The 18,541-nt window shown below is 72.4% G+C and carries 15 protein-coding genes; 5 read left to right on the top strand and 10 right to left on the bottom strand.

All coding sequences use genetic code 11. The features are described 5' to 3' along the window. Positions 1-57: 57 nt before the first annotated feature. A complete protein-coding gene (gene dusB, locus ACFVQ3_RS01365; RefSeq protein ID WP_387634115.1) occupies positions 58-1,269 on the bottom strand; it encodes a tRNA dihydrouridine synthase DusB in 1,212 nt (403 codons plus the stop codon). 92 nt (positions 1,270-1,361) lie between these two features. Beyond that, the gene (locus ACFVQ3_RS01360) at positions 1,362-2,750 is read right to left on the bottom strand and encodes a glycine--tRNA ligase (protein ID WP_191788994.1); all 1,389 of its coding nucleotides are present in this window, start codon (positions 2,748-2,750) and stop codon (positions 1,362-1,364) included. A gap of 280 nt (positions 2,751-3,030) precedes the next feature. On the opposite strand from ACFVQ3_RS01360, the gene ACFVQ3_RS01355 reads away from it, so the two are divergent. Genes ACFVQ3_RS01355 through ACFVQ3_RS01335 form a run of 5 tightly spaced genes read left to right on the top strand, consistent with a single transcriptional unit; the run spans position 3,031 to position 7,046 of the window. Next, positions 3,031-4,059, top strand: coding sequence for a metal ABC transporter substrate-binding protein (locus ACFVQ3_RS01355; protein WP_387634112.1), 1,029 nt, complete (start codon positions 3,031-3,033; stop codon positions 4,057-4,059). Then, positions 4,056-4,937 carry a metal ABC transporter ATP-binding protein gene (locus ACFVQ3_RS01350; RefSeq protein ID WP_387634110.1) on the top strand — a complete coding sequence of 294 codons (882 nt, stop codon included), beginning with the start codon at positions 4,056-4,058 and terminating at the stop codon, positions 4,935-4,937. Before ACFVQ3_RS01355 ends, ACFVQ3_RS01350 begins: the two co-directional genes overlap by 4 nt. A 23-nt stretch (positions 4,938-4,960) precedes the next feature. Beyond that, on the top strand, positions 4,961-5,866 hold the full coding sequence (locus ACFVQ3_RS01345; protein ID WP_387634142.1) for a metal ABC transporter permease: 906 nt from the start codon (positions 4,961-4,963) through the stop codon (positions 5,864-5,866). Beyond that, the gene (locus tag ACFVQ3_RS01340; protein WP_387634108.1) at positions 5,854-6,249 is read left to right on the top strand and encodes a Fur family transcriptional regulator; all 396 of its coding nucleotides are present in this window, start codon (positions 5,854-5,856) and stop codon (positions 6,247-6,249) included. The genes ACFVQ3_RS01345 and ACFVQ3_RS01340 overlap by 13 nt, the downstream gene beginning before the upstream one ends. Next, positions 6,246-7,046: a DedA family protein gene (locus tag ACFVQ3_RS01335; RefSeq protein WP_387634106.1), complete on the top strand. Its 801-nt coding sequence runs from the start codon at positions 6,246-6,248 to the stop codon at positions 7,044-7,046. Before ACFVQ3_RS01340 ends, ACFVQ3_RS01335 begins: the two co-directional genes overlap by 4 nt. Positions 7,047-7,051: 5 nt before the next feature. Here the strand turns inward: ACFVQ3_RS01335 and ACFVQ3_RS01330 are convergent, their stop codons facing one another. The 8 genes from ACFVQ3_RS01330 to ACFVQ3_RS01295 all read right to left on the bottom strand — a co-directional run bounded on the left by ACFVQ3_RS01330 (position 7,052) and on the right by ACFVQ3_RS01295 (position 18,479). Continuing rightward, on the bottom strand, positions 7,052-7,429 hold the full coding sequence (locus ACFVQ3_RS01330) for a VOC family protein (RefSeq protein ID WP_387634104.1): 378 nt from the start codon (positions 7,427-7,429) through the stop codon (positions 7,052-7,054). 136 nt (positions 7,430-7,565) lie between these two features. Beyond that, complete coding sequence (locus tag ACFVQ3_RS01325) at positions 7,566-8,363, bottom strand: isoprenyl transferase (protein ID WP_387634102.1); 798 nt, start codon at positions 8,361-8,363, stop codon at positions 7,566-7,568. Then, on the bottom strand, positions 8,363-9,127 hold the full coding sequence (gene recO / locus ACFVQ3_RS01320; RefSeq protein ID WP_387634100.1) for a DNA repair protein RecO: 765 nt from the start codon (positions 9,125-9,127) through the stop codon (positions 8,363-8,365). The genes ACFVQ3_RS01325 and recO overlap by 1 nt, the downstream gene beginning before the upstream one ends. A 167-nt stretch (positions 9,128-9,294) precedes the next feature. Further along, positions 9,295-11,070, bottom strand: coding sequence for a 2-isopropylmalate synthase (gene leuA / locus ACFVQ3_RS01315; RefSeq protein ID WP_387634098.1), 1,776 nt, complete (start codon positions 11,068-11,070; stop codon positions 9,295-9,297). A gap of 416 nt (positions 11,071-11,486) precedes the next feature. Further along, on the bottom strand, positions 11,487-13,499 hold the full coding sequence (locus ACFVQ3_RS01310; protein ID WP_387634096.1) for a hypothetical protein: 2,013 nt from the start codon (positions 13,497-13,499) through the stop codon (positions 11,487-11,489). Between the two features lie 87 nt (positions 13,500-13,586). After that, positions 13,587-15,221 (bottom strand): PQQ-binding-like beta-propeller repeat protein, encoded by a 1,635-nt coding sequence (locus ACFVQ3_RS01305; protein ID WP_387634094.1) that lies wholly within the window; start codon positions 15,219-15,221, stop codon positions 13,587-13,589. 91 nt (positions 15,222-15,312) lie between these two features. Continuing rightward, a complete protein-coding gene (locus ACFVQ3_RS01300; RefSeq protein WP_387634092.1) occupies positions 15,313-16,899 on the bottom strand; it encodes a PQQ-binding-like beta-propeller repeat protein in 1,587 nt (528 codons plus the stop codon). 35 nt (positions 16,900-16,934) lie between these two features. After that, positions 16,935-18,479, bottom strand: a complete 1,545-nt coding sequence (locus tag ACFVQ3_RS01295; RefSeq protein ID WP_387634090.1) for an alpha/beta hydrolase family protein — start codon at positions 18,477-18,479, stop codon at positions 16,935-16,937. Between the last annotated feature and the right edge of the window lie 62 nt (positions 18,480-18,541).

Raw genomic sequence — 18,541 nt, 5'->3', positions numbered from 1 at the left:
GCCGACGGCCCGGTGCCGGAGGACCTCCTCCGGCACCGGGCCGTCGTCGTACGGGCCTCAGCCCCCGGAGACGCTCAGCTCGGCCTCACGCAGCTTCTCCTCGAACTCCTCGGAGAGCTCGCGCGAGTCGAGCCACCCGTAGGGCAGGTGGGGCTTCTTGGGCGAGCCGGCGCGTCCGCGCTGCCCCTCGGCAGCCTCTCCCGGGTAGGGCTGGTCGAGGTCGAGCGCGTCGAGCCTGCCGCGCAGCTCGTCGAGCGTCGAGATCATCGCGAGCCCCTGACGAGCCTCGCCGCCGACCGCGTACCCCTTGAGGTACCAGGCCATGTGCTTGCGCAGGTCGCGCATGCCCTTGCCCTCGTCGCCGCCGAAGTACTCGATCATGAGCTCGCCGTGGCGGTAGATGGTCTCGGCCACCTCGCGGAGCCCGGGCGTCACGCGTTCCGTCGAGCCGGAGAACGCCGCGGCCAGGTCCGCGAAGAGCCAGGGTCGCCCCTGGCACCCGCGCCCGACGACGACGCCGTCGCATCCCGTCTCCCGCACCATGCGCACGGCGTCCTCGGCCGACCAGATGTCGCCGTTGCCGAGGACCGGGATCTCGGTCACGGTCTCCTTGAGGCGTGCGATGGCCGACCAGTCGGCGGTGCCGCTGTAGTAGTCGGCGGCGGTCCGCGCGTGCAGGGCCACGGCCGCGACGCCCTCGCGCTGGGCGATGAGCCCGGCCTCGAGGTACGTCAGGTGGTCGTCGTCGATGCCCTTGCGCATCTTGATCGTGACGGGCACGCCGTACGGCTCGGCGGCCTTGACCGCGGCGCGCACGATCGAGGTGAACAGGTCCCTCTTCCACGGCAGCGCCGAGCCGCCGCCCTTGCGCGTGACCTTGGGCACGGGGCAGCCGAAGTTGAGGTCGACGTGGTCCGCACGGTCCTCGCCCGCGATGATCTTGACGGCGGCGCCGACCGTCGCGGGGTCCACGCCGTAGACCTGGGCCGAGCGGGTCTTCTCGTCCTCCTCGAACGTGACGATGCGCAGCGACTCCTCGTTGCGCTCGACGAGCGCCCGGCTGGTCACCATCTCGGCGACGTACAGGCCGGCGCCGTGCTCGCGGCAGAGCCGACGGAAGGCCGCGTTGGTCACGCCCGCCATGGGGGCGAGGACGACGGGGGTGTCGACGACGTGGGGCCCGATCCGCAGGGGCGGCAGCACGTGTCCGGTTGCGGGCGCCGGGGTCTCGGGCGCGCGCGTGGCGTCGGAAAGGGTGGGGAGGGTCACCGGCCCATTCTCCCACCAACCCCGGGCAGGTGGAAAAGGGCCGTCGTCCACCGGTGGACGACGGCCCTTCTCCGGCCCCGGAGGGCGGCGTGCTAGGCGCCGAGGAGGCGTGCGCCGAGGTACGCGGTGACCTGGTCGAGCGCGACGCGCTCCTGGGCCATGGTGTCGCGGTGACGGATCGTCACGGCCTGGTCGTCGAGCGTGTCGAAGTCGACCGTGATGCAGAACGGCGTGCCGATCTCGTCCTGGCGACGGTAGCGGCGGCCGATCGCCCCGGCGTCGTCGAAGTCGACGTTCCAGAACTTGCGCAGCTCGGCGGCCAGGTCGCGCGCCTTGGGCGAGAGCTGCTCGTTGCGGCTGAGCGGCAGCACGGCGGCCTTGACGGGTGCGAGGCGCGGGTCGAGCCGGAGCACCGTGCGGACGTCGGTGCCGCCCTTCGCGTTGGGCGCCTCCTCCTCGTGGTACGACTCGACGAGGAAGGCCATGAGCGAACGCGTAAGGCCCGCGGCCGGCTCGATGACGTACGGCACGTACTTCTCGTTCGTGACCGGGTCACGGTAGGTGAGGTCCTTGCCGGAGTGCTCGGAGTGCGTCTTGAGGTCGAAGTCGGTGCGGTTCGCGACGCCCTCGAGCTCGCCCCACTCCGAGCCCTTGAAGCCGAAGCGGTACTCGATGTCGACCGTGCGGGTCGAGTAGTGCGACAGCTTCTCCTTGGGGTGCTCGTAGAGACGCAGGTTGTCGCGGTCGATGCCGAGGTCGACGTACCAGTTGGTGCGCAGGTCGATCCAGTACTGGTGCCACTCCTCGTCCGTCCCGGGCTCGACGAAGAACTCCATCTCCATCTGCTCGAACTCGCGCGTGCGGAAGATGAAGTTGCCCGGCGTGATCTCGTTGCGGAACGACTTGCCGATCTGGCCGATGCCGAACGGCGGCTTCTTGCGGGCCGCGCCCACGACGTTCTGGAAGTTCACGAAGATGCCCTGCGCGGTCTCGGGGCGCAGGTAGTGCATCCCGGACTCGTCCTCGACCGGGCCGAGGTACGTCTTGAGCATCATGTTGAAGTCGCGGGGCTCGGTCCACTGGCCGCGCGTGCCGCAGTTGGGGCACGCGATCTCGGCGAGGCCGCCCTCGGGGGCGCGGCCCTTCTTCTCCTCGAACTCCTCGATCATCTGGTCCTCGCGGAACCGCTTGTGGCACGAGAGGCACTCGGTGAGCGGGTCGGTGAAGACGCCGACGTGGCCCGAGGCGACCCAGACCTCGCGCGGGAGGATCACGGAGGAGTCGAGGCCCACCACGTCGTCACGGCTCGTGACCATGGTGCGCCACCACTGCTTCTTGATGTTCTCCTTGAGCTCGGTACCGAGGGGCCCGTAGTCCCAGGCGGACCGGGTACCGCCGTAGATCTCGCCCGAGGGGAAGACGAACCCGCGCCGCTTGGCGAGGGAGACGACGGCATCGAGTCGAGAAGGCGCAGTGGCCACAGTTGATCACTCCATGAAGATCGTGCGTACCCCGCACGTGGCTTCGTGCGGGACGTTGCGGGACGCCGGCACCCCGGGTCGTCTCGACGAGGCGGACGGGCCGCGGGCACCAACGTCCCAGGTTACTCGGTCTTTCCCGGCGGGGAGAGCGCGGGGGGCGCGGCGCAGGCCCGACGGCGAGCGGCGCCGTCGGGCCTGCGGCTCGCCCTGGCGGGTGTGTCGGTCAGGCCACACCGACCGTTGTTGACATTCGTTATCAATATCAGTGACGATAGGTGCCATGCCCCGCCGACTTCTCCGCTCCCGTGCTGCCCTCGCCACGTCCGTCGCCCTCGCGGCGACCCTCACCCTGGCGGCGTGCGGATCCGGGGGTGCCACGGGCGGCGGGACGGGCGGCGCGGAAGGTGCCAACGGCTCGGTCGACGTGCTCGCCTCGTTCTACCCCCTGCAGTTCGTCGCCGAGCGTGTGGGCGGCGACCGGGTCTCGGTCTCCAACCTCACGCCGCCCGCCGCAGAACCCCACGACCTCGAGCTCTCCCCCGCCCAGGCCCGCTCGATCGGCACGGCCGACCTCGTGGTCTACCAGTCCGGCTTCCAGGCCGCGGTCGACGAGGCCGTCGAGGCCCGCAACCCGACGCACCTCGTCGACGCGACCGAGGCCGCGGGCCTCGAGGAGCACCCGGGCGAGTCGACCGCGGCCGAGAGCACCCCGGCCGAGGACGAGCACGCCACGCACGACGACCACGCGGACGACAGCCACGCGGACGACGGGCACGACCACTCGTCGGAAGGCGGCCTCGACCCGCACTTCTGGCTCGACCCCGTCCGCCTGGTCCCGGTCGCCGAGCAGGTCGCCGCCGAGCTGACCACGGTCGACCCCGACGGTGCCGACGAGTACGCGGCCAACCTGGAGGCCCTCACAGCAGACCTCACCGCGCTCGACACCGAGTACGAGACCGGTCTCGCGAGCTGCGCCACCCCCTACCTCGTCACGTCGCACGAGGCGTTCGGATACCTCGCCGAGCGGTACGGGCTCGAGCAGGTCGGGATCACGGGGATCGACCCCGAAGCGGAGCCCTCTCCGGCCCGGCTGCGCGAGGTCGCCGACATCATCCGCGACCACGGCGTGACCACGATCTTCTTCGAGACCCTCACGAGCCCCAAGGTGACCCAGACCCTCGCGCAGGACGTCGGCGTCCAGGCCGCGGTGCTCGACCCGCTCGAGGGCCTGAGCAAGGACGGGACCGACTACCTTGGCGTCATGCGGACCAACCTGGAGGCGCTGCGCACCGGCCTGACCTGCGCATGAGCACCTCACCCCTGACGTCTCCGGACCTCCCCCCGGCTCCCTCCGCGGGGCCTCCCGCGATCGAGGCTCGCGGCGTGCACGTACGCCTCGGCAGCAGCGACATCCTGCGCGGGGTCGACCTCACGGTCGAGCGCGGCGAGGTCGTCGCGCTGCTCGGCGCGAACGGCTCGGGCAAGTCGACGCTCGTGAAGTCCCTCGTGGGCATCGTCCCGCTCGCGGCGGGCCACGTCCGGCTCCTCGGCTCCGACCTGGGCCCTCGGGTCCCCTGGGCGCACCTGGGCTACGTGCCGCAGCGCGTCTCTGCGCAGACGGGCGTCCCGTCGACGGCCGAGGAGGTCGTCGCCTCGGGGCTGCTGCACGGCCGGCGCATCCGCCTGCCGCGCGGCTGGCGCGCCACGGCACGCGAGGCCCTCGATCGCGTGGGCCTCGCCGACCGGGCGCAGAGCGCCGTGCACGAGCTCTCGGGTGGCCAGCAGCAGCGGGTGCTCATCGCCCGCGCGCTGGCGCGGAGCCCCGAGCTGCTGATCCTCGACGAGCCCGTCGCGGGCGTCGACCAACCCAGCCAGGAGGCGTTCGCCGCGACGCTCACCGAGCTCACGCACGGTGGCATGACGGTCCTGGTCGTCCTGCACGAGCTGGGCGCGCTCGCGCCCCTCATCCAGCGGTGCGTGGTCCTGCGCCACGGCCTCGTGGTGCACGACGGCGAACCGCCGCACGCCACGGCCGCGCACGCCGGGCCCGACCACGAGCACCTGCACCCGCACGGGGACGACGCCGAGCACGGCGCGGCCCCGGGAACCGACATGGGACTGACGGACGCGCCGCTCACGCGCCACACCCCGACCCCCGCCCGCATCGACCGTGGAGCCGCCTCGTGAACGCCCTCGACGAGCTGGTCGGGATGCTCACCGACCCCTTCATGCAGCGCGCGCTGATCGCGGCCGTGCTGGTCGGCGTGACCGCGCCGGTCATGGGGACCTACCTCGTGCAGCGCAAGCTCTCGCTCCTGGGCGACGGGATCGGGCACGTGGCCCTCACCGGGGTCGCCCTGGGCTGGCTCGTCGGCGGCGCCATGGGCATCGTCCCGAACGACGCCCTCGCCATCCCGGGCGCGGTCGTCGCGGCCGTGATCGGCTCGGTCGTCATCGAGATCGTGCGTGAGCGCGGCCGCACGAGCGGCGACCTCGCCCTGGCGCTGATGTTCTACGGCGGCATCGCGGGCGGCGTCCTGCTCATCGGCGTCGCCGGGGGCAGCTCGGGCAACCTCATGCAGTACCTGTTCGGCTCGATCTCGAGCGTCTCCCCGACCGACCTGTGGCTGACCCTGATCCTGGGCGTGCTCATCCTCGCGGTCGGCATGGGGCTGCGTGCCGCGCTGTTCGCCGTGAGCTACGACGAGGAGTTCTCGCGGGCCTCGGGCCTGCCCGTGCGGGTGCTCAACATCGCGATCGCCGTCATCGCGGCCCTGACCGTGACCGTGGCCATGCGCGTCGTCGGGCTGCTGCTCGTGAGCGCCCTCATGATCGTGCCCGTCGCGATCGCCCAGCTCGTCACGATCTCGTTCCGGCGGACCATGGCGCTGGCCATGGTGATCGGCGTCGTGGTGTGCGTGGTCGGGCTGTCCGTCACGTACTGGCAGACTCTGTCCCCGGGGGCCACGATCGTCGTCCTGGCGATCGCCCTCTACGCGGTCGTGGCGGTCCTGCGACCCGTGCTCGTGCGGCGCAGGCCGCGCACGGCGCACGACCCGCACCCCGACATCCCCGACGACGTCCACGTGGAAGGTGGCGAGCGATGCAGCGCATGACCCGTCAACGGGCAGCGGTCTCCGAGGCCCTGGAGGACCTGCCCGACTTCCGCAGCGCGCAACAGCTCCACGAGCTGCTGCGCGCTCGCGGCGATGCCGTGGGTCTGGCGACGGTCTACCGCACCCTGCAGACCATGGCCGACGGCGGCGACGTCGACGTCCTGCGCACCGAGGACGGCGAGAGCCTGTACCGCAAGTGCGAGCGCTCCGAGCACCACCACCACCTGGTGTGCCGCTCGTGCGGCAAGGCGGTCGAGATCGACGGCCCGACCGTCGAGACCTGGGCCTCCCAGGTGGGCGCCGTCCACGGTTTCACGGACATCCAGCACACGATCGAGCTGTTCGGCACGTGCGAGGCGTGCCGCGCGAAGCAGACGTCGTGACCGTCTCGCTCCTCGGCCCGACGGCGTCGCTCGCCTCCGCGCCGCACCTCGCGCAAGAGGTCGTCGCGGCCGCCGACGGGTCGACCGGGATCTTCACGATCGACGGCGTCCCCTACTGGGTCATCTACGCCGCGGCCTTCGCGATCGTGTTCGTCCGCGCGCAGGCCACGTACTGGGTCGGTCGCGGCGTGGCCCGCGGCACGGGCAACACCCGGTGGGCGCGACGCCTCGAGGGTGAGCGCGCTCAGCGGGCGATCGCCACGATCAACAGGTGGGGTCCCGTCGCGGTCACGCTGTCGTTCTTCACGGTCGGGGTCCAGACCGTCATCAACCTGACCGCGGGATACACGCGCATGCGGCTCCCTCGCTACCTCGCGGCCCTGCTCCCGGGGTGCGCCATCTGGGCCGCCATCTGGACGACGATCGGGATCGCGGCGTTCAACACGGCTGTGCTGCTCGCGGCCGGCAGCCCCGTCGGCCTGGCCGTGCTCGTGCTGCTCGTGGTCGGGCTCGTGGCGTGGATCGTCGTCGCCTCGCGGCGTCGCCGCACCCGTGCCGCGCAGCGCGACGAGGACACCGCGACCCTCGCGACGCCGTCGGGCAGCGACACCGCGCCGGCCGCGCCCGAGGCGACGGGCACGTCACCCCGGGCGAGCGGGAGCAACCCCTTCGGCGACGTGGCGGACCTCCTGCTCGACGCACCCGAGGAGGCCCCGAGCCTCACGGACCCCGTGGTACGCAGGCAGGCCGGCTCCCCGCCCCCATCGGCCTCGGCCGCCGACACCGAGCGCGACTGACGCTCTCAGGAGATCTCGGTCGCGCTCTCGTCGGGCTCGCCCACGCAGAACTGGTTGCCCTGCGGGTCCGCGAGCACCGACCACCGGTAGCCGGGGATCGTGTGCTCGGCGACCAGCGAGGCACCGTCGGCCAGCAGACGCGCGACCTCCGCCGTGCGGTCCGCGGCCGACGCGTCGAGGTGGATCTTGTTCTTGCCGGGCGTCGGGTCCTCGACCTTCTGGAACCCCAGGACGGGACCCTTGCCCTCCTGCGCGGGGACGACCTCGAGGAACCAGCCGTCGGCCTCGTCGATCACCTTCCCGCCCGTCTGCCGGGCCCACCACTGCGCCAGCGGGCGCGGGTCGGTCGAGTCCACCGTGACCATACCGATCGAAAGAGTCATACCCGGCAGGTTAGCGAGAGGCACCGACACGTGCAGGGCGTCCGGGCCCGCGCGTCGAGGGAGAGGGCTGGTGCCGGGAGAGAGGCTCGGAGGCCTCCCCCTCGACATCGGCCCTCCACCTCGTCGTGAACGGACGTCAGGGGATGTCGGCGGACTCGGTCGACCGGTCGATCGCCCCGCCGTAGCGCCGGTCTCGGCTCGCGTACTCCTCGACGGCACGCCACAGGCTGCGCCGGTCGACGTCGGGCCAGTGCTCGGGCAGGAAGACCATCTCGGCGTACGCGGCCTGCCAGATCATGAAGTTCGACGTGCGCTGCTCGCCCGAGGACCGCAGGAACAGGTCCACGTCCGGCAGGTCCGGCTCGTCGAGGTACTTCGCGACCGTCTTCTCGGAGACCTTCTTCGGGTCGAGCCGGCCCGCCGCGACCTCCTGGGCGATCGCCTGCGCCGCGTCCGCGATCTCCGCACGCCCGCCGTAGTTCACGCACATCGTCAGGGTGCACGTGTCGTTCTCCCTGGTGAGCCGCTCGGCGTCCTCGAGCTCCTTGATGACCGAGCCCCACAGGCGCGGACGGCGCCCCGCCCAGCGCATGCGCACACCCCAGCTGCTCATCTCGTCGCGGCGACGGCGGATCACGTCCCGGTTGAACTGCATGAGGAAGCGGACCTCCTCGGGCGATCGCTTCCAGTTCTCGGTCGAGAACGCGTACGCCGAGACGTGCTTGACGCCGATCTCGATCGCACCCGCCACGACGTCGAGCAGCGCGGCCTCGCCCGCCTTGTGGCCCTCGGTGCGCGGGAGCCCGCGCTCGTTGGCCCACCGGCCGTTGCCGTCCATGACGATCGCGACGTGGTTCGGCACGAACCGCGCCGGGATGTTCGGCGCCGTCGCGCCCGACGGGTGCGGCGGAGGCGGTTGGATCGGTCGCCCCATCAGGCCTCTCCCCCGGCCCGCGGGGTACCCGCGTCGTCTCGTTCCACCATCCGCAGTGATCGCAACGTTCTCTCCAGGTGATATTGGCTGTAGGCGGCCACGAGGCCGCTGGCTTCCTTGCGGTGGCGCACGTCCGACGCGTCCGCCACGTCCCACTCGCCCGCGAGCAGCGCCGCGAGCAGGGAGAAGGTCTCGGGGGCCGGGGACGTCGACCCCGGCGGCCTGCACCGCGAGCAGACCGCCCCGCCCAGGGCCACCGCGAACGACCGGTGCGGTCCGGGCTCGCCGCAGCGCGAGCAGTCGGTGAAGCTCGGCGCCCACCCGGCGACCGCGAGGGCGCGCAGCAGGTAGGAGTCGAGCACGAGGCCCGGTGCGTGCGCGTGCCCCGCGAGCGACCGCAGGGCACCCGCCAGCAGCCAGAACTGCTGGACCGCGGGCTCCTTCTCGGCCTCGACGAGCCGCTCGGCCGTCTCCAGCATCGCGGCCCCCGCCGTGTACAGGCCGTAGTCCTCGCAGATCGCGCGCGCATAGGGCCCCACGGTCTCCGCCTGCGTCACGACGTCGAGCGACCTGCCCACGTGGAGCTGGACGTCGACGAACATGAACGGCTCGAGCCGCGCCCCGAAGCGCGAGGACGTGCGGCGCACGCCCTTGCCCACGGCCCGGACCTTGCCGTTCTCGCGCGTGAGCAGGGTGACGATGCGGTCCGCCTCGCCCAGCTTCTGGGCGCGCAGGACGATCGCTTCGTCTCGGTAGAGGACCACACCCCCATTGTCCGTCATGCCACCGACGTCCCGGTGCACGGTCCGCGCGCGGCCCGCACCGCACCGCTCCGGCGCCGGGCCCGCCCGGCCGCACCGCCACATGGTGCGGACGTCCGGAGACGACGACGGGTCCCGCACCGTTCGGTGCGGGACCCGTCGACGAGGGATCAGCCGTCCGCGCGCTCCGCACGGTTCACGGCCGACACGATCGCCTTGAGCGAGGCCGTGGTGATCGACGGGTCGATCCCCACGCCCCACAGCACGTCGTCGCCGACCTGGCACTCGACGTACGCGGCGGCCGTCGCGTCACCACCCTCCGAGAGCGCGTGCTCGGCATAGTCCAGGACCCGGACCTCGACGCCCACGTGCGCGATCGCGTCGACGAACGCCGCGACCGGTCCGTTGCCCGAGCCCTCGAGCGTCAGGTGCTCGCCACGGTCCAGCACGTCGACAGCCAGTGTGTCCGGTCCGTCCTCCGACGACGCCGCGCGGGTCCCGCGCAGCGCGAGCCGGCCCCACTGCTCCAGGCCCGACTCGGGCGCGGCCGGCAGGTACTCGTCCGAGAAGATCCGCCAGATGTCGTCGCCCGTGACCTCCTGCCCGCCCGCGTCCGTGAACGCCTGGACGACGCGCGAGAACTCGATCTGCAGGCGACGCGGCAGGTCCAGGTGACGCTCGGACTGCAGCAGGTACGAGATGCCGCCCTTGCCCGACTGCGAGTTCACGCGGATGACGGCCTCGTACGACCGGCCCACGTCCTTGGGGTCGATGGGCAGGTACGGCACGCCCCACACCAGGTCGTCGACACCCTTGCCCGCGGCCTCGGCCTCCGCGGCCATGGCGTCGAGACCCTTCTTGATCGCGTCCTGGTGCGAGCCCGAGAACGCGGTGAAGACCAGGTCGCCCGCGTACGGGTGACGCTCGTGCACGGCGATCTGGTTGCAGTGCTCGACCGTGCGGCGGATGCGGTCCATGTCGGAGAAGTCGATCTCCGGGTCGATTCCCTGGCTGAACAGGTTCATGCCGAGCGTCACCAGGCAGACGTTGCCCGTGCGCTCGCCGTTGCCGAACAGGCAGCCCTCGATGCGGTCCGCGCCCGCCTGGTACCCCAGCTCCGCGGCGGCCACGGCCGTCCCGCGGTCGTTGTGCGGGTGCAGCGACAGGACGACGTTCTCGCGGTGCGCGAGGTGCCGGTTCATCCACTCGATCGAGTCCGCATAGACGTTGGGCGTCGCCATCTCGACCGTCGCAGGCAGGTTGATGATGACCTTGCGGTCCGGCGTCGGCTCGAAGACCTCGATGACCTCGTTGCAGATCTCCACGGCGAACTCGAGCTCGGTGCCCGTGTAGGACTCGGGCGAGTACTCGTAGAAGACCGCCGTCTCCGGGATCGTCTCCTCGAACTTGCGGCACAGCTTCGCGCCGTTGACCGCGATCGCGATGATGCCCTCACGGTCCGTGCGGAAGACGACCTCCCGCTGGAGCCGCGACGTCGAGTTGTACAGGTGCACGATCGCCTGCTTCGCACCCCGCAGCGACTCGTACGTGCGGGCGATCAGGTGCTCGCGGGACTGCGTCAGCACCTGGATCACGACGTCGTCCGGGATGTGCCCCTCCTCGATGAGCAGGCGCACGAAGTCGAAGTCGGTCTGCGAGGCCGACGGGAAACCGACCTCGATCTCCTTGTAGCCCATGTCGACGAGCAGCTGGAACATCTTCAGCTTGCGCTCGGCGTTCATGGGCTCGATCAGCGCCTGGTTGCCGTCGCGCAGGTCGACCGCGCACCAGCGCGGGGCCTTCTCGATGCGCTCGTCCGGCCACGTCCGGTCCGGCAGCGACACGTCGAACTGCTGGTGGAAGGGCTCGTACTTGTGCACGGGCATGCCGGACGGCTGCTGTGCGGAACGGGTGCTGGTCTGGGGGGTCTGCGCCGTGGTGCTCATCATGTCCTTCGCGATCTCTTCGTCGGTGCTGTTCAGCCGGCACACCAGACCACCGCGACGAGGATGCGGCCTAGAGGGCCTCGTCGCGGCAACAAAGGAGGAGCAGCTGAGTCACGTGCACGCTGCCACTGTACTCCCGTCCGGGACGATGGTCCGGGACGTCCCGATGGGCGACACGCGAGAGGCGGGCCGACGGCGCCACGAGAGCGACGCCGTCGGCCCGCCTCAGGGCGGGACCGGACAACCCGGCGGCACCACGAGAGCGATGCCGTCGGCCCGCCTCAGGGCGGGACCGGACAACCCGGCGGCGCCACGAGAGCGACGCCGTCGGCCCTCCTCAGGGCGGGACCGGACAACCCGGCGGCACCACGAGAGCGACGCCATCGGCCCGCCTCAGAGCGGGACCACCAGGGAGGTCAGCGGCGCGAGCGCAGTGCTGCGTCGACCGCGGGGTCGCCCAGGTTGCCGAGCCACTCGAGCAGCGCGGGGTACGTCGACGGGTTCGCCGCGACCTGCGGACGCAGGTGCGGAGCCTCCTGGACGATCTGCGCGAGCACCTCGAGCGGCGTGGACGGGTCCAGCGCCTGAGCAGCGCTGAACCCGGCCGGCTGGGGGTCCTGGTACGGAGGCAGGACCGCGGTGTCCCCGACCGACTGAGCGGCGTAGCCGGGGCGGGCCGCGTAGCCCGAGCGCTCGGGCACGACCGGCTGCACGGGGTGCGACGACGAGCCGCCCTGGGCAGGCAGGACCTGCGTCGGCTGGTACTGCTCGACCGGACGGGCCTGCTGCGTCGGAGGGTCCTGCCGCACGGGCTGCGTCGGTTCCTGGCTCGGCTGGTAGCGGACCTGCTGCACGGGCTGCGGCTGGGCCTGCGCGGGCACCTGGGCTGACGTGGGGCGCGACGGGGTCGCGACCGGGTCGGGCTCGTGCTCGCCGGCCTCGGGGCCGTAGCCGTCCGGTCCGGTCGCATAGCTGCCGCTGCCGTACGGGCCCGCGACGGGCTCCTTGGCAGGCTTGGGGCGCGCCGGGCGCGGTGCAGGCGGCTGCCAGACGTATGCGCTCGGGGCGGTGTCGGCCCCGACGGGAGACGCCGGGCGGTTCTCGGCGAAGTGGGTCCTGACCTCGGCCGGGACCGTGAGCGCGAAGACCACGAGGAGCGGGAGCCCGTAGGCCAGCAGGAGGAGCGACGTCCCGAAGCCCGCACCCGGCTGGTTCGTCGCGACGATGAGAAGCACGATGCCGAGGATCGCGACGACGCCCGCCGCGCCCAGGGCGAGGGTCCGCCCGGCCACCGCGTCGCGGGCGAGCGAACGGCGGGCCACGAACGCGGCGCCCGCGGCGAGCAGCCCGAACACGATCGACAGGATCAGGATCGAACCCCGACCGCCGTCCGCGAGCGTGAGGACACCGGACAGCGCGGTCCCGAGGGCGACGACGACGACGAGGTCGAGCGTGTGCACCGCGACCGCGACCCAGGTCGAGACGGGCGACGACGAGGCGGTGGTGCGGGCGAGGGCGGGAGACGACGCGGCCGCCGCCGCAGCCGGTACCAGCAGCAGCCCGAACTGACCGAGCGCGAAGGAGTCGAAGCTGACCAGCAGGTTGCTGGTGTTGAGCACGAACAGGGCCACGAGGGCGACCCCCAGCCCCACGAGCACCAGACGCCAGGCCTCCTCACGGCGCAGGATCCCCCAGACGGGCCATCCGACGAGCGCCACCGTCACGGCCCCGGCGACAAGGAACCGGAGCACCAGCAAGACGGGCACCCCGAGGGAGAAGGTGAGGAGGAAGGCGATCAGCGCGCCGACGACCGCCACACCGGCGATCACCGTCAGGACGAGCGACCAGAGTCGCGACGCCGCCCCGTCCTGCTCGACCGGGCCGAGCTCGGCCTGTCGCGGCTGGGCCGCCAGGAGCGCACCTGCGAGACCGAGCGAGAGCGCCGTCCCGACGCCGCCCCACCCGTTGTCGACCGAGCGGTTCACCAGGTCCAGGACAATGTAGACCGCGGCCAGGAGCACGTACGGGGCGTTCGCGACGAGGCGCGCGAGGCGGGTCGTGTGCACCGTCCACGTCGTCGGGAGCGCGCCGGTCCGTGCCAGGTACGGCAGGGCGAGCGAGAGGAGCGAGACGACCGTGACGAGGACGACCTCGAGCTTGTCCGACGCCTTGTGCCCGGCGTCCCACGGCATGGTCAGCGAGACGAAGAGGAGCAACGCCGCCACGCCGTCCCGCACGTAGTCGCTCACGGGGATGCCGACGAACGGGTTGCTCCCGGCTGCCGGTCCCGGCGTCTGCTCGGTATCGCCCGCCGGTTCCGGGGCGGACACCTTCAGGGACCCGTCGGACGACGGATCCTTCTCGGCCCCGCCGGCGGGAGTCCGTGGCTGCTGATCGGGGCCGGGCCCAGGGTCGGTCTCGTTGGTCATCGCGTTCTCCCTACAGATCACCCCGGGCTCGGTGTCGGTCGAGCGCCGGATCAGGCCACGACGGCCCCGTCAGTTTCTACCGGTAGATCACCGATGGCTCAAGTCTCCCACTCTGTACCTCCGCGTCCCACGACCCAGACGCACGACCTCGGTCCTGGTCATGGCGAACAGCACCCCCTGTGCGGAGACGACCTCGTAGTAGTCTCCGTCGAGGGTCATGCGCCACTCGGTGCGGCCGTCGAAGAGGCTCACGGACACCACGCTCGTCGAGGCACCGCCCGTCCCGCCGAGCTCGTCGCCGAGCGTGGCGAGCAGCACGGAGTCCCCGTCGGTGAACACCCGGACGATCTCCGTGGGCAACCAGCGCTGCCACACCTCGCGGCCGGTCCTCGTCTCGAGCGCCAGCAACCGCGAGCCCGACTCCACCACGACGACGTCGTCCGTCTGGAGCCACAGGACCTCGGGCCACTCCTCCCGGTGCCACAGGCGGTGCCCCGTGCTCGCGTCGTACCCGGTGAACCCGGGCATCCGGACCACGAGCACCTGAGGAGGACCGTCGTCGGTGACCTGGGGCACGAAGGGCTCCCCGGCGACGCTGAACCTCCGCCGACCGTCCGGCCCGACCACGTCCACACGGTCCTCCTGCCCGGTCCGTCGGTCGTCGACCACCCTGGCCGACGAACCTCCCGGAAGGCTGCCCTCCTGCAACCATCCACGCGCCTGCACGCTGGAGAACTCTGCGGACGGCTCTCCGGCCGCGTCGAAGGTCTCCGACACCTCGCCGGAACGGACGTGCAGCAGCCCGCGCGCCGCGACCAGACCGACGTCCTCGACGGGAGCCGTGGAGTCCCCCTCCGCGCCCGTGGACCCGACCGCGTCCACGGGAGCCGGCGTCACGCCGACGGTGCGCACCTGCTCGACGGCACCGTCGAGCGCGCCCTCCCACGTGACGACGACGCCGTCCGTCCCGAGGACCGCCGTCGCGACGCGCCCTCCCGCGAGCGGTACCGCCGCCTCGACGCCGTCGGTCAGGGCACGGGACCCGACGACCTGCCCGGCCTGGTCCAGGACCGTCACCAGGAACGGGAACCTGTCGCCGCTCCGGCCGGCCCCCGCCGACGCTCCCCGGTCCGTGACGCACACGAGCGGCGAACCCTGCACGCCCGGGTCGAGGAGATCCGGCCCGCACGTCGTCGTCCCGGGCGGGAGGCGCGCCGTCCACAGCTCGCCTCCCGTGGTGATGTCCCGGGCCGTCACCGTTCCTTCCGGCCCGGTGAGCACCACCTGGCCCTCGACGGCCGCGGGCGGCCCCTCCCCGGTCGAGGCGCGCCACAGGCTCGCCGGCTCGGAGGCGACGGGCCAGAGCCCTCCGGCCTGTGCGGCCACCCGGTCGGCACGAGCCCGTTCCAGGACCGCCCCGACCGCGAGCGAGGCCCCGGCTCCGCACGCCAGGAGGACCACGGCGAGGACCAGGCGGACGCGCCGGCCTCTGGTCCTGCCCTGCTCGCCGACCGCCCCGGTACCGAGGGGCGCCCGTCCGGCTCCGGCCGTCGACGAGCCTGCTCCCGTCCGTCCGGCATCGGCACCTCGCGGGTGCGCTCCAGCGCTCCCCGTCGTCCGCCCCGTAGCCCCCGTCTGCCCCACGTCGAAGTCGTCGTCGAGCTCGGCCACCTCGACCAGCTCGACGGCGTGGGCATCATGCTCACGACGTCGTGGAGCCACCTCTCCACGGTAGTCCCGATGCCTCGACCGGGCGGGGCGAGAAGGGGCGCCAGGACACGCAGCAGACGCCGCACGAGGCCCCCGGTACAGGTCAGCCGATGCCGAGCACACCGCCGTCGGAGGTCACGACCACGAGCGTCCCGCCGACACCGGTCCCCCAGACCGCGGTGTCCACGAAGTCCTTCACCCACACCTCGCGCCCCGAGTCGACGGCGATCGCCGTGAGCCGCATCCCACCGGTCGGGCCGCTCTCGACGAGGTAGAGGTCCGTGCCGTCGGTGTGCGCCGAGGCGAAGCTCCGCACACCGGAGGCCTCCCAGAGCCGGGCTCCCGACCGCAGGTCGACCGCACGCAGGCGACCGGCGTCCGACAGGATCCCGACGTCGCCCGCCCTGGCGACCGGGGCGTCGAGCGTGCCCTCGCTCTCCCACAGGGTCCGACCGGTCTCGGGGTCGAGCGCGGCCATCCGCGGCGTGCCGATCGCACCGGAGGTGTCCATGACTCCTCCACCGTCGGTCACGAGGAGAGCACCTGCCGGTGTGCCGTCGGTCGCCCCGAACTCCTGGACCTGCCCCTGAGCCACGAAAGCCTCGCTCCCGTCGGGTTCCAGGACCGCCGACGTGCCGTCGATCCGGTGGACGACCGACCGGCCGTCCCCCAGCACCGTGGTCCACGAGTCGCGCGCGCCCTCGGGCTCCACGTTCCCCTCGGCATCGAGGGTCGTGCTGGTGCCCGCAGCGTCCAGGAAGAGCAGGTCCCCGACTCCCCACAGTCCCAGCTGGTCGCCGTACTCACCGCTCCGGTCGCGGACCGCCGCGATCTCCGTCGTCCAGCGCAGCTCCCCCGTGGTCATGTCCCGCAGGTCCACCACGACCTGGTCGCCCGTCCCCCACCGCGCCGTGGCCACCCCGTCGTCGAGGACGCTCGCCCCGAGGGTCCCGTCCTCGAACACGTGGGAGGCCGTGACCTCACCGGTGGTCGCGTCGAGCACCTCGAGGCCGACGAGACGTTCCTCGGCGGCCGTCTCGCCGAGGAACGAGGTCTGCCGCTGCACCGACGTCGTACAGATCAGCGGCCCCGACGCACTCGGCCACGGGCCGCTGCCCGAGCAGTCGGTCCGCTTCGTCCCCGGCACCACCGACCCGAACGGGGACGGGGCTCGCCACAGCTCTTCGCCCGTCGCCGGGTCGAGAGCCATCACGTCGGGCCCCGCCAGCACGACGGTCCCGTCGACCACGACAGGACGGGACAGCCAGGTCTCCGACTCGCCCGCCCCGACCGCACCCGGCTCGATCCGCCACACGACGCTCGCGTCCGGACCCAGCGGCCTGAGCCCCCCGGCGGCCACGACCCGCTCGATGCGCGCGGACTCGTTCATCGAGCCACGGACGAAGCCTCCGACGACGAGGAGAGCGACCACCGCGGCCCCGGCCACCACGAGGACACGGGTCCGGCGCGACCAGGGCCGACGTGCGGGCCTCTCCTCGGGGGGCGGCTCGTCCCCGGCCGAGCCTCGCGACGCCTGACCGTCGCCCGCCCTCGGGGCGTGCGCTCCGCCGTCGGGCGCCGAGCCGTGGACCGGCGGGCCGGACGGCCCCGGCTCCCCCAGGTCGTCGACCTCCTCGATCGCGAGCACACGCACGAGCGAACCCCTCGAGTCCCGCGACCGTCGTCCCATGCGAAGACCCTAGAGGTCGGCGACGACGGCGGGCGTCAGATGCCGAGCTGGTACACGCCCCAGTAGGCGAGCGTCACGAGCAGGATCGTCGAGCCGGCGACGGTCGCCCACAACGTCGTGCGGGCGCCGACACCGGTCGCCGGCCGCACCACGACACCCTCGCCCGAGGCGTCGACCGCCTTGTGCGCCGTCCGCAGGTCCGACAGGCGGTTGATGATGAACGCCGCGGCCACGACGGTCGCCAGCCCCAGGAGACGCACGGCGACCCACCCGCCCTGGACCACCCACGCGTCCGTCCGGTAGTCGAGCGCGAGCCTCGCGACCGAGACCAGGTACACCACGAGGCCCACCATGGTCGCGACGGACCCGACCGCGAGCCCTACGAGCGGCCACCGCAGCCCGGGTGCGAGCCGACCCGGCGAGCGCGGTGCCCGACGCATCCGGCGCACCGTCCCTGTCACGAGCCACACGAGCGGACCTACGACGAGGAGCACGCCACCCACGATCACGAACCCGATGACGATGTCCCCGTTCCCGTACCACCGGGGGTTGGGCACCGCGGAGGCGAGGTAGAGCTGGTTCGGCTGGCCGCCCGCCACCGTCGGGGCGGCGCCCGCCGTGCCCGGGAGCCCCTGGACCCACGCCGAGACGTCGCGCGCGAACTCCGGCACGAGGACGTCGTCGATCTTGATCCCGTGGTTCGCGCCCTCGTAGTAGCGCACCGTCACGTCGTGGTTCCCGTTCGCACCCGCCTCCGCGATGATGCGCAGCGCGCCCTGCTCGATCGGCATCGACGGGTCCGCCGTGCCGTAGACGACGAGGGTCGGGACGTCGAGGCGCGACAGGTAGGGCGTGACGTCGAAGTCCGCGTACTCGAACCCTCCCCCCGGCATCTCCATGCCCACGGCCCGCGGGATCGCCCGGAAGACGCCCTGCGGCACGCCCGTGTTGCGCAGGTAGGAGTCGACCGCGAAGCCCGCCTGCTGCCGTGGCGGCACCACGGGCGCCGAGACCATGACCAGGAAGGACACGTCGGGATCCTGGTCCACCAGGACCGGCGCGATCCACGTGCCCTCCGACTCGGCGTACAGCCCCACCTCGTCCGGGTCCACCGAGGGCCGGGTCCGCAGGAGATCCACCGAGTGCTGGTAGTCGGCCGCCATGTCGACGTAGTCGCGGTGCCGCGTCGTGTAGGTGTCGAGCCGCTTGGAGGGCACGAGCGTCACGACGCCGGCGCTCGCCATCTCGGTCGCGATGTCGACGAACGCCTCGTCGGCCGCCCCCGTCCCGGCGCCGTGGAGGAACACCACCCCGGGTCGCCCGTCCGGGGCGTCGACCGGCTCGCGCACGATCCCGTCGACGCTCGTCCCGTCGAGCCTGATGACGACCGGGGTCTCCGTGACCTCGTAGGTCCCCACCGGCTGGACGTCGGGCCCCTGACCGCCGATCGTCGTGTCCGACGTCGTGGGCTCGAGATGGTCGGTGACCGGCACGGGGGACCACTGGGGTCCGGTGACGGCCCCCACCAGGGCAAGACCGATCGCGAGGGCGGCGCTCGTCGCCGCGGTACGGAAGATCACGACGGCATCGTCTCGCGCGGACGGGGCCGCCCGCCCTGGGAACGACCCGACACCGGACGGGG

The organism is Oerskovia sp. NPDC057915 (assembly GCF_042887685.1).
Classification (GTDB): Bacteria; Actinomycetota; Actinomycetes; order Actinomycetales; family Cellulomonadaceae; genus Oerskovia.
The sequence above is the reverse complement of the archived record's forward strand: the minus strand, read 5'-3'. Positions and strand labels throughout refer to the sequence as shown.

Bases quoted from the DNA above. Each gene is read 5' to 3' on its own strand.
- ACFVQ3_RS01330 (WP_387634104.1), bottom strand. From the start codon at position 7,429: ATGACTCTTTCGATCGGTATGGTCACGGTGGACTCGACCGACCCGCGC.
- ACFVQ3_RS01310 (WP_387634096.1), bottom strand. From the start codon at position 13,499: ATGACCAACGAGACCGACCCTGGGCCCGGCCCCGATCAGCAGCCACGG.
- ACFVQ3_RS01350 (WP_387634110.1), top strand. From the start codon at position 4,056: ATGAGCACCTCACCCCTGACGTCTCCGGACCTCCCCCCGGCTCCCTCC.
- ACFVQ3_RS01345 (WP_387634142.1), top strand. From the start codon at position 4,961: ATGCTCACCGACCCCTTCATGCAGCGCGCGCTGATCGCGGCCGTGCTG.
- leuA (WP_387634098.1), bottom strand. From the start codon at position 11,070: ATGAGCACCACGGCGCAGACCCCCCAGACCAGCACCCGTTCCGCACAG.
- ACFVQ3_RS01325 (WP_387634102.1), bottom strand. From the start codon at position 8,363: ATGGGGCGACCGATCCAACCGCCTCCGCCGCACCCGTCGGGCGCGACG.
- ACFVQ3_RS01340 (WP_387634108.1), top strand. From the start codon at position 5,854: ATGCAGCGCATGACCCGTCAACGGGCAGCGGTCTCCGAGGCCCTGGAG.
- ACFVQ3_RS01300 (WP_387634092.1), bottom strand. From the start codon at position 16,899: ATGGGACGACGGTCGCGGGACTCGAGGGGTTCGCTCGTGCGTGTGCTC.
- ACFVQ3_RS01355 (WP_387634112.1), top strand. From the start codon at position 3,031: ATGCCCCGCCGACTTCTCCGCTCCCGTGCTGCCCTCGCCACGTCCGTC.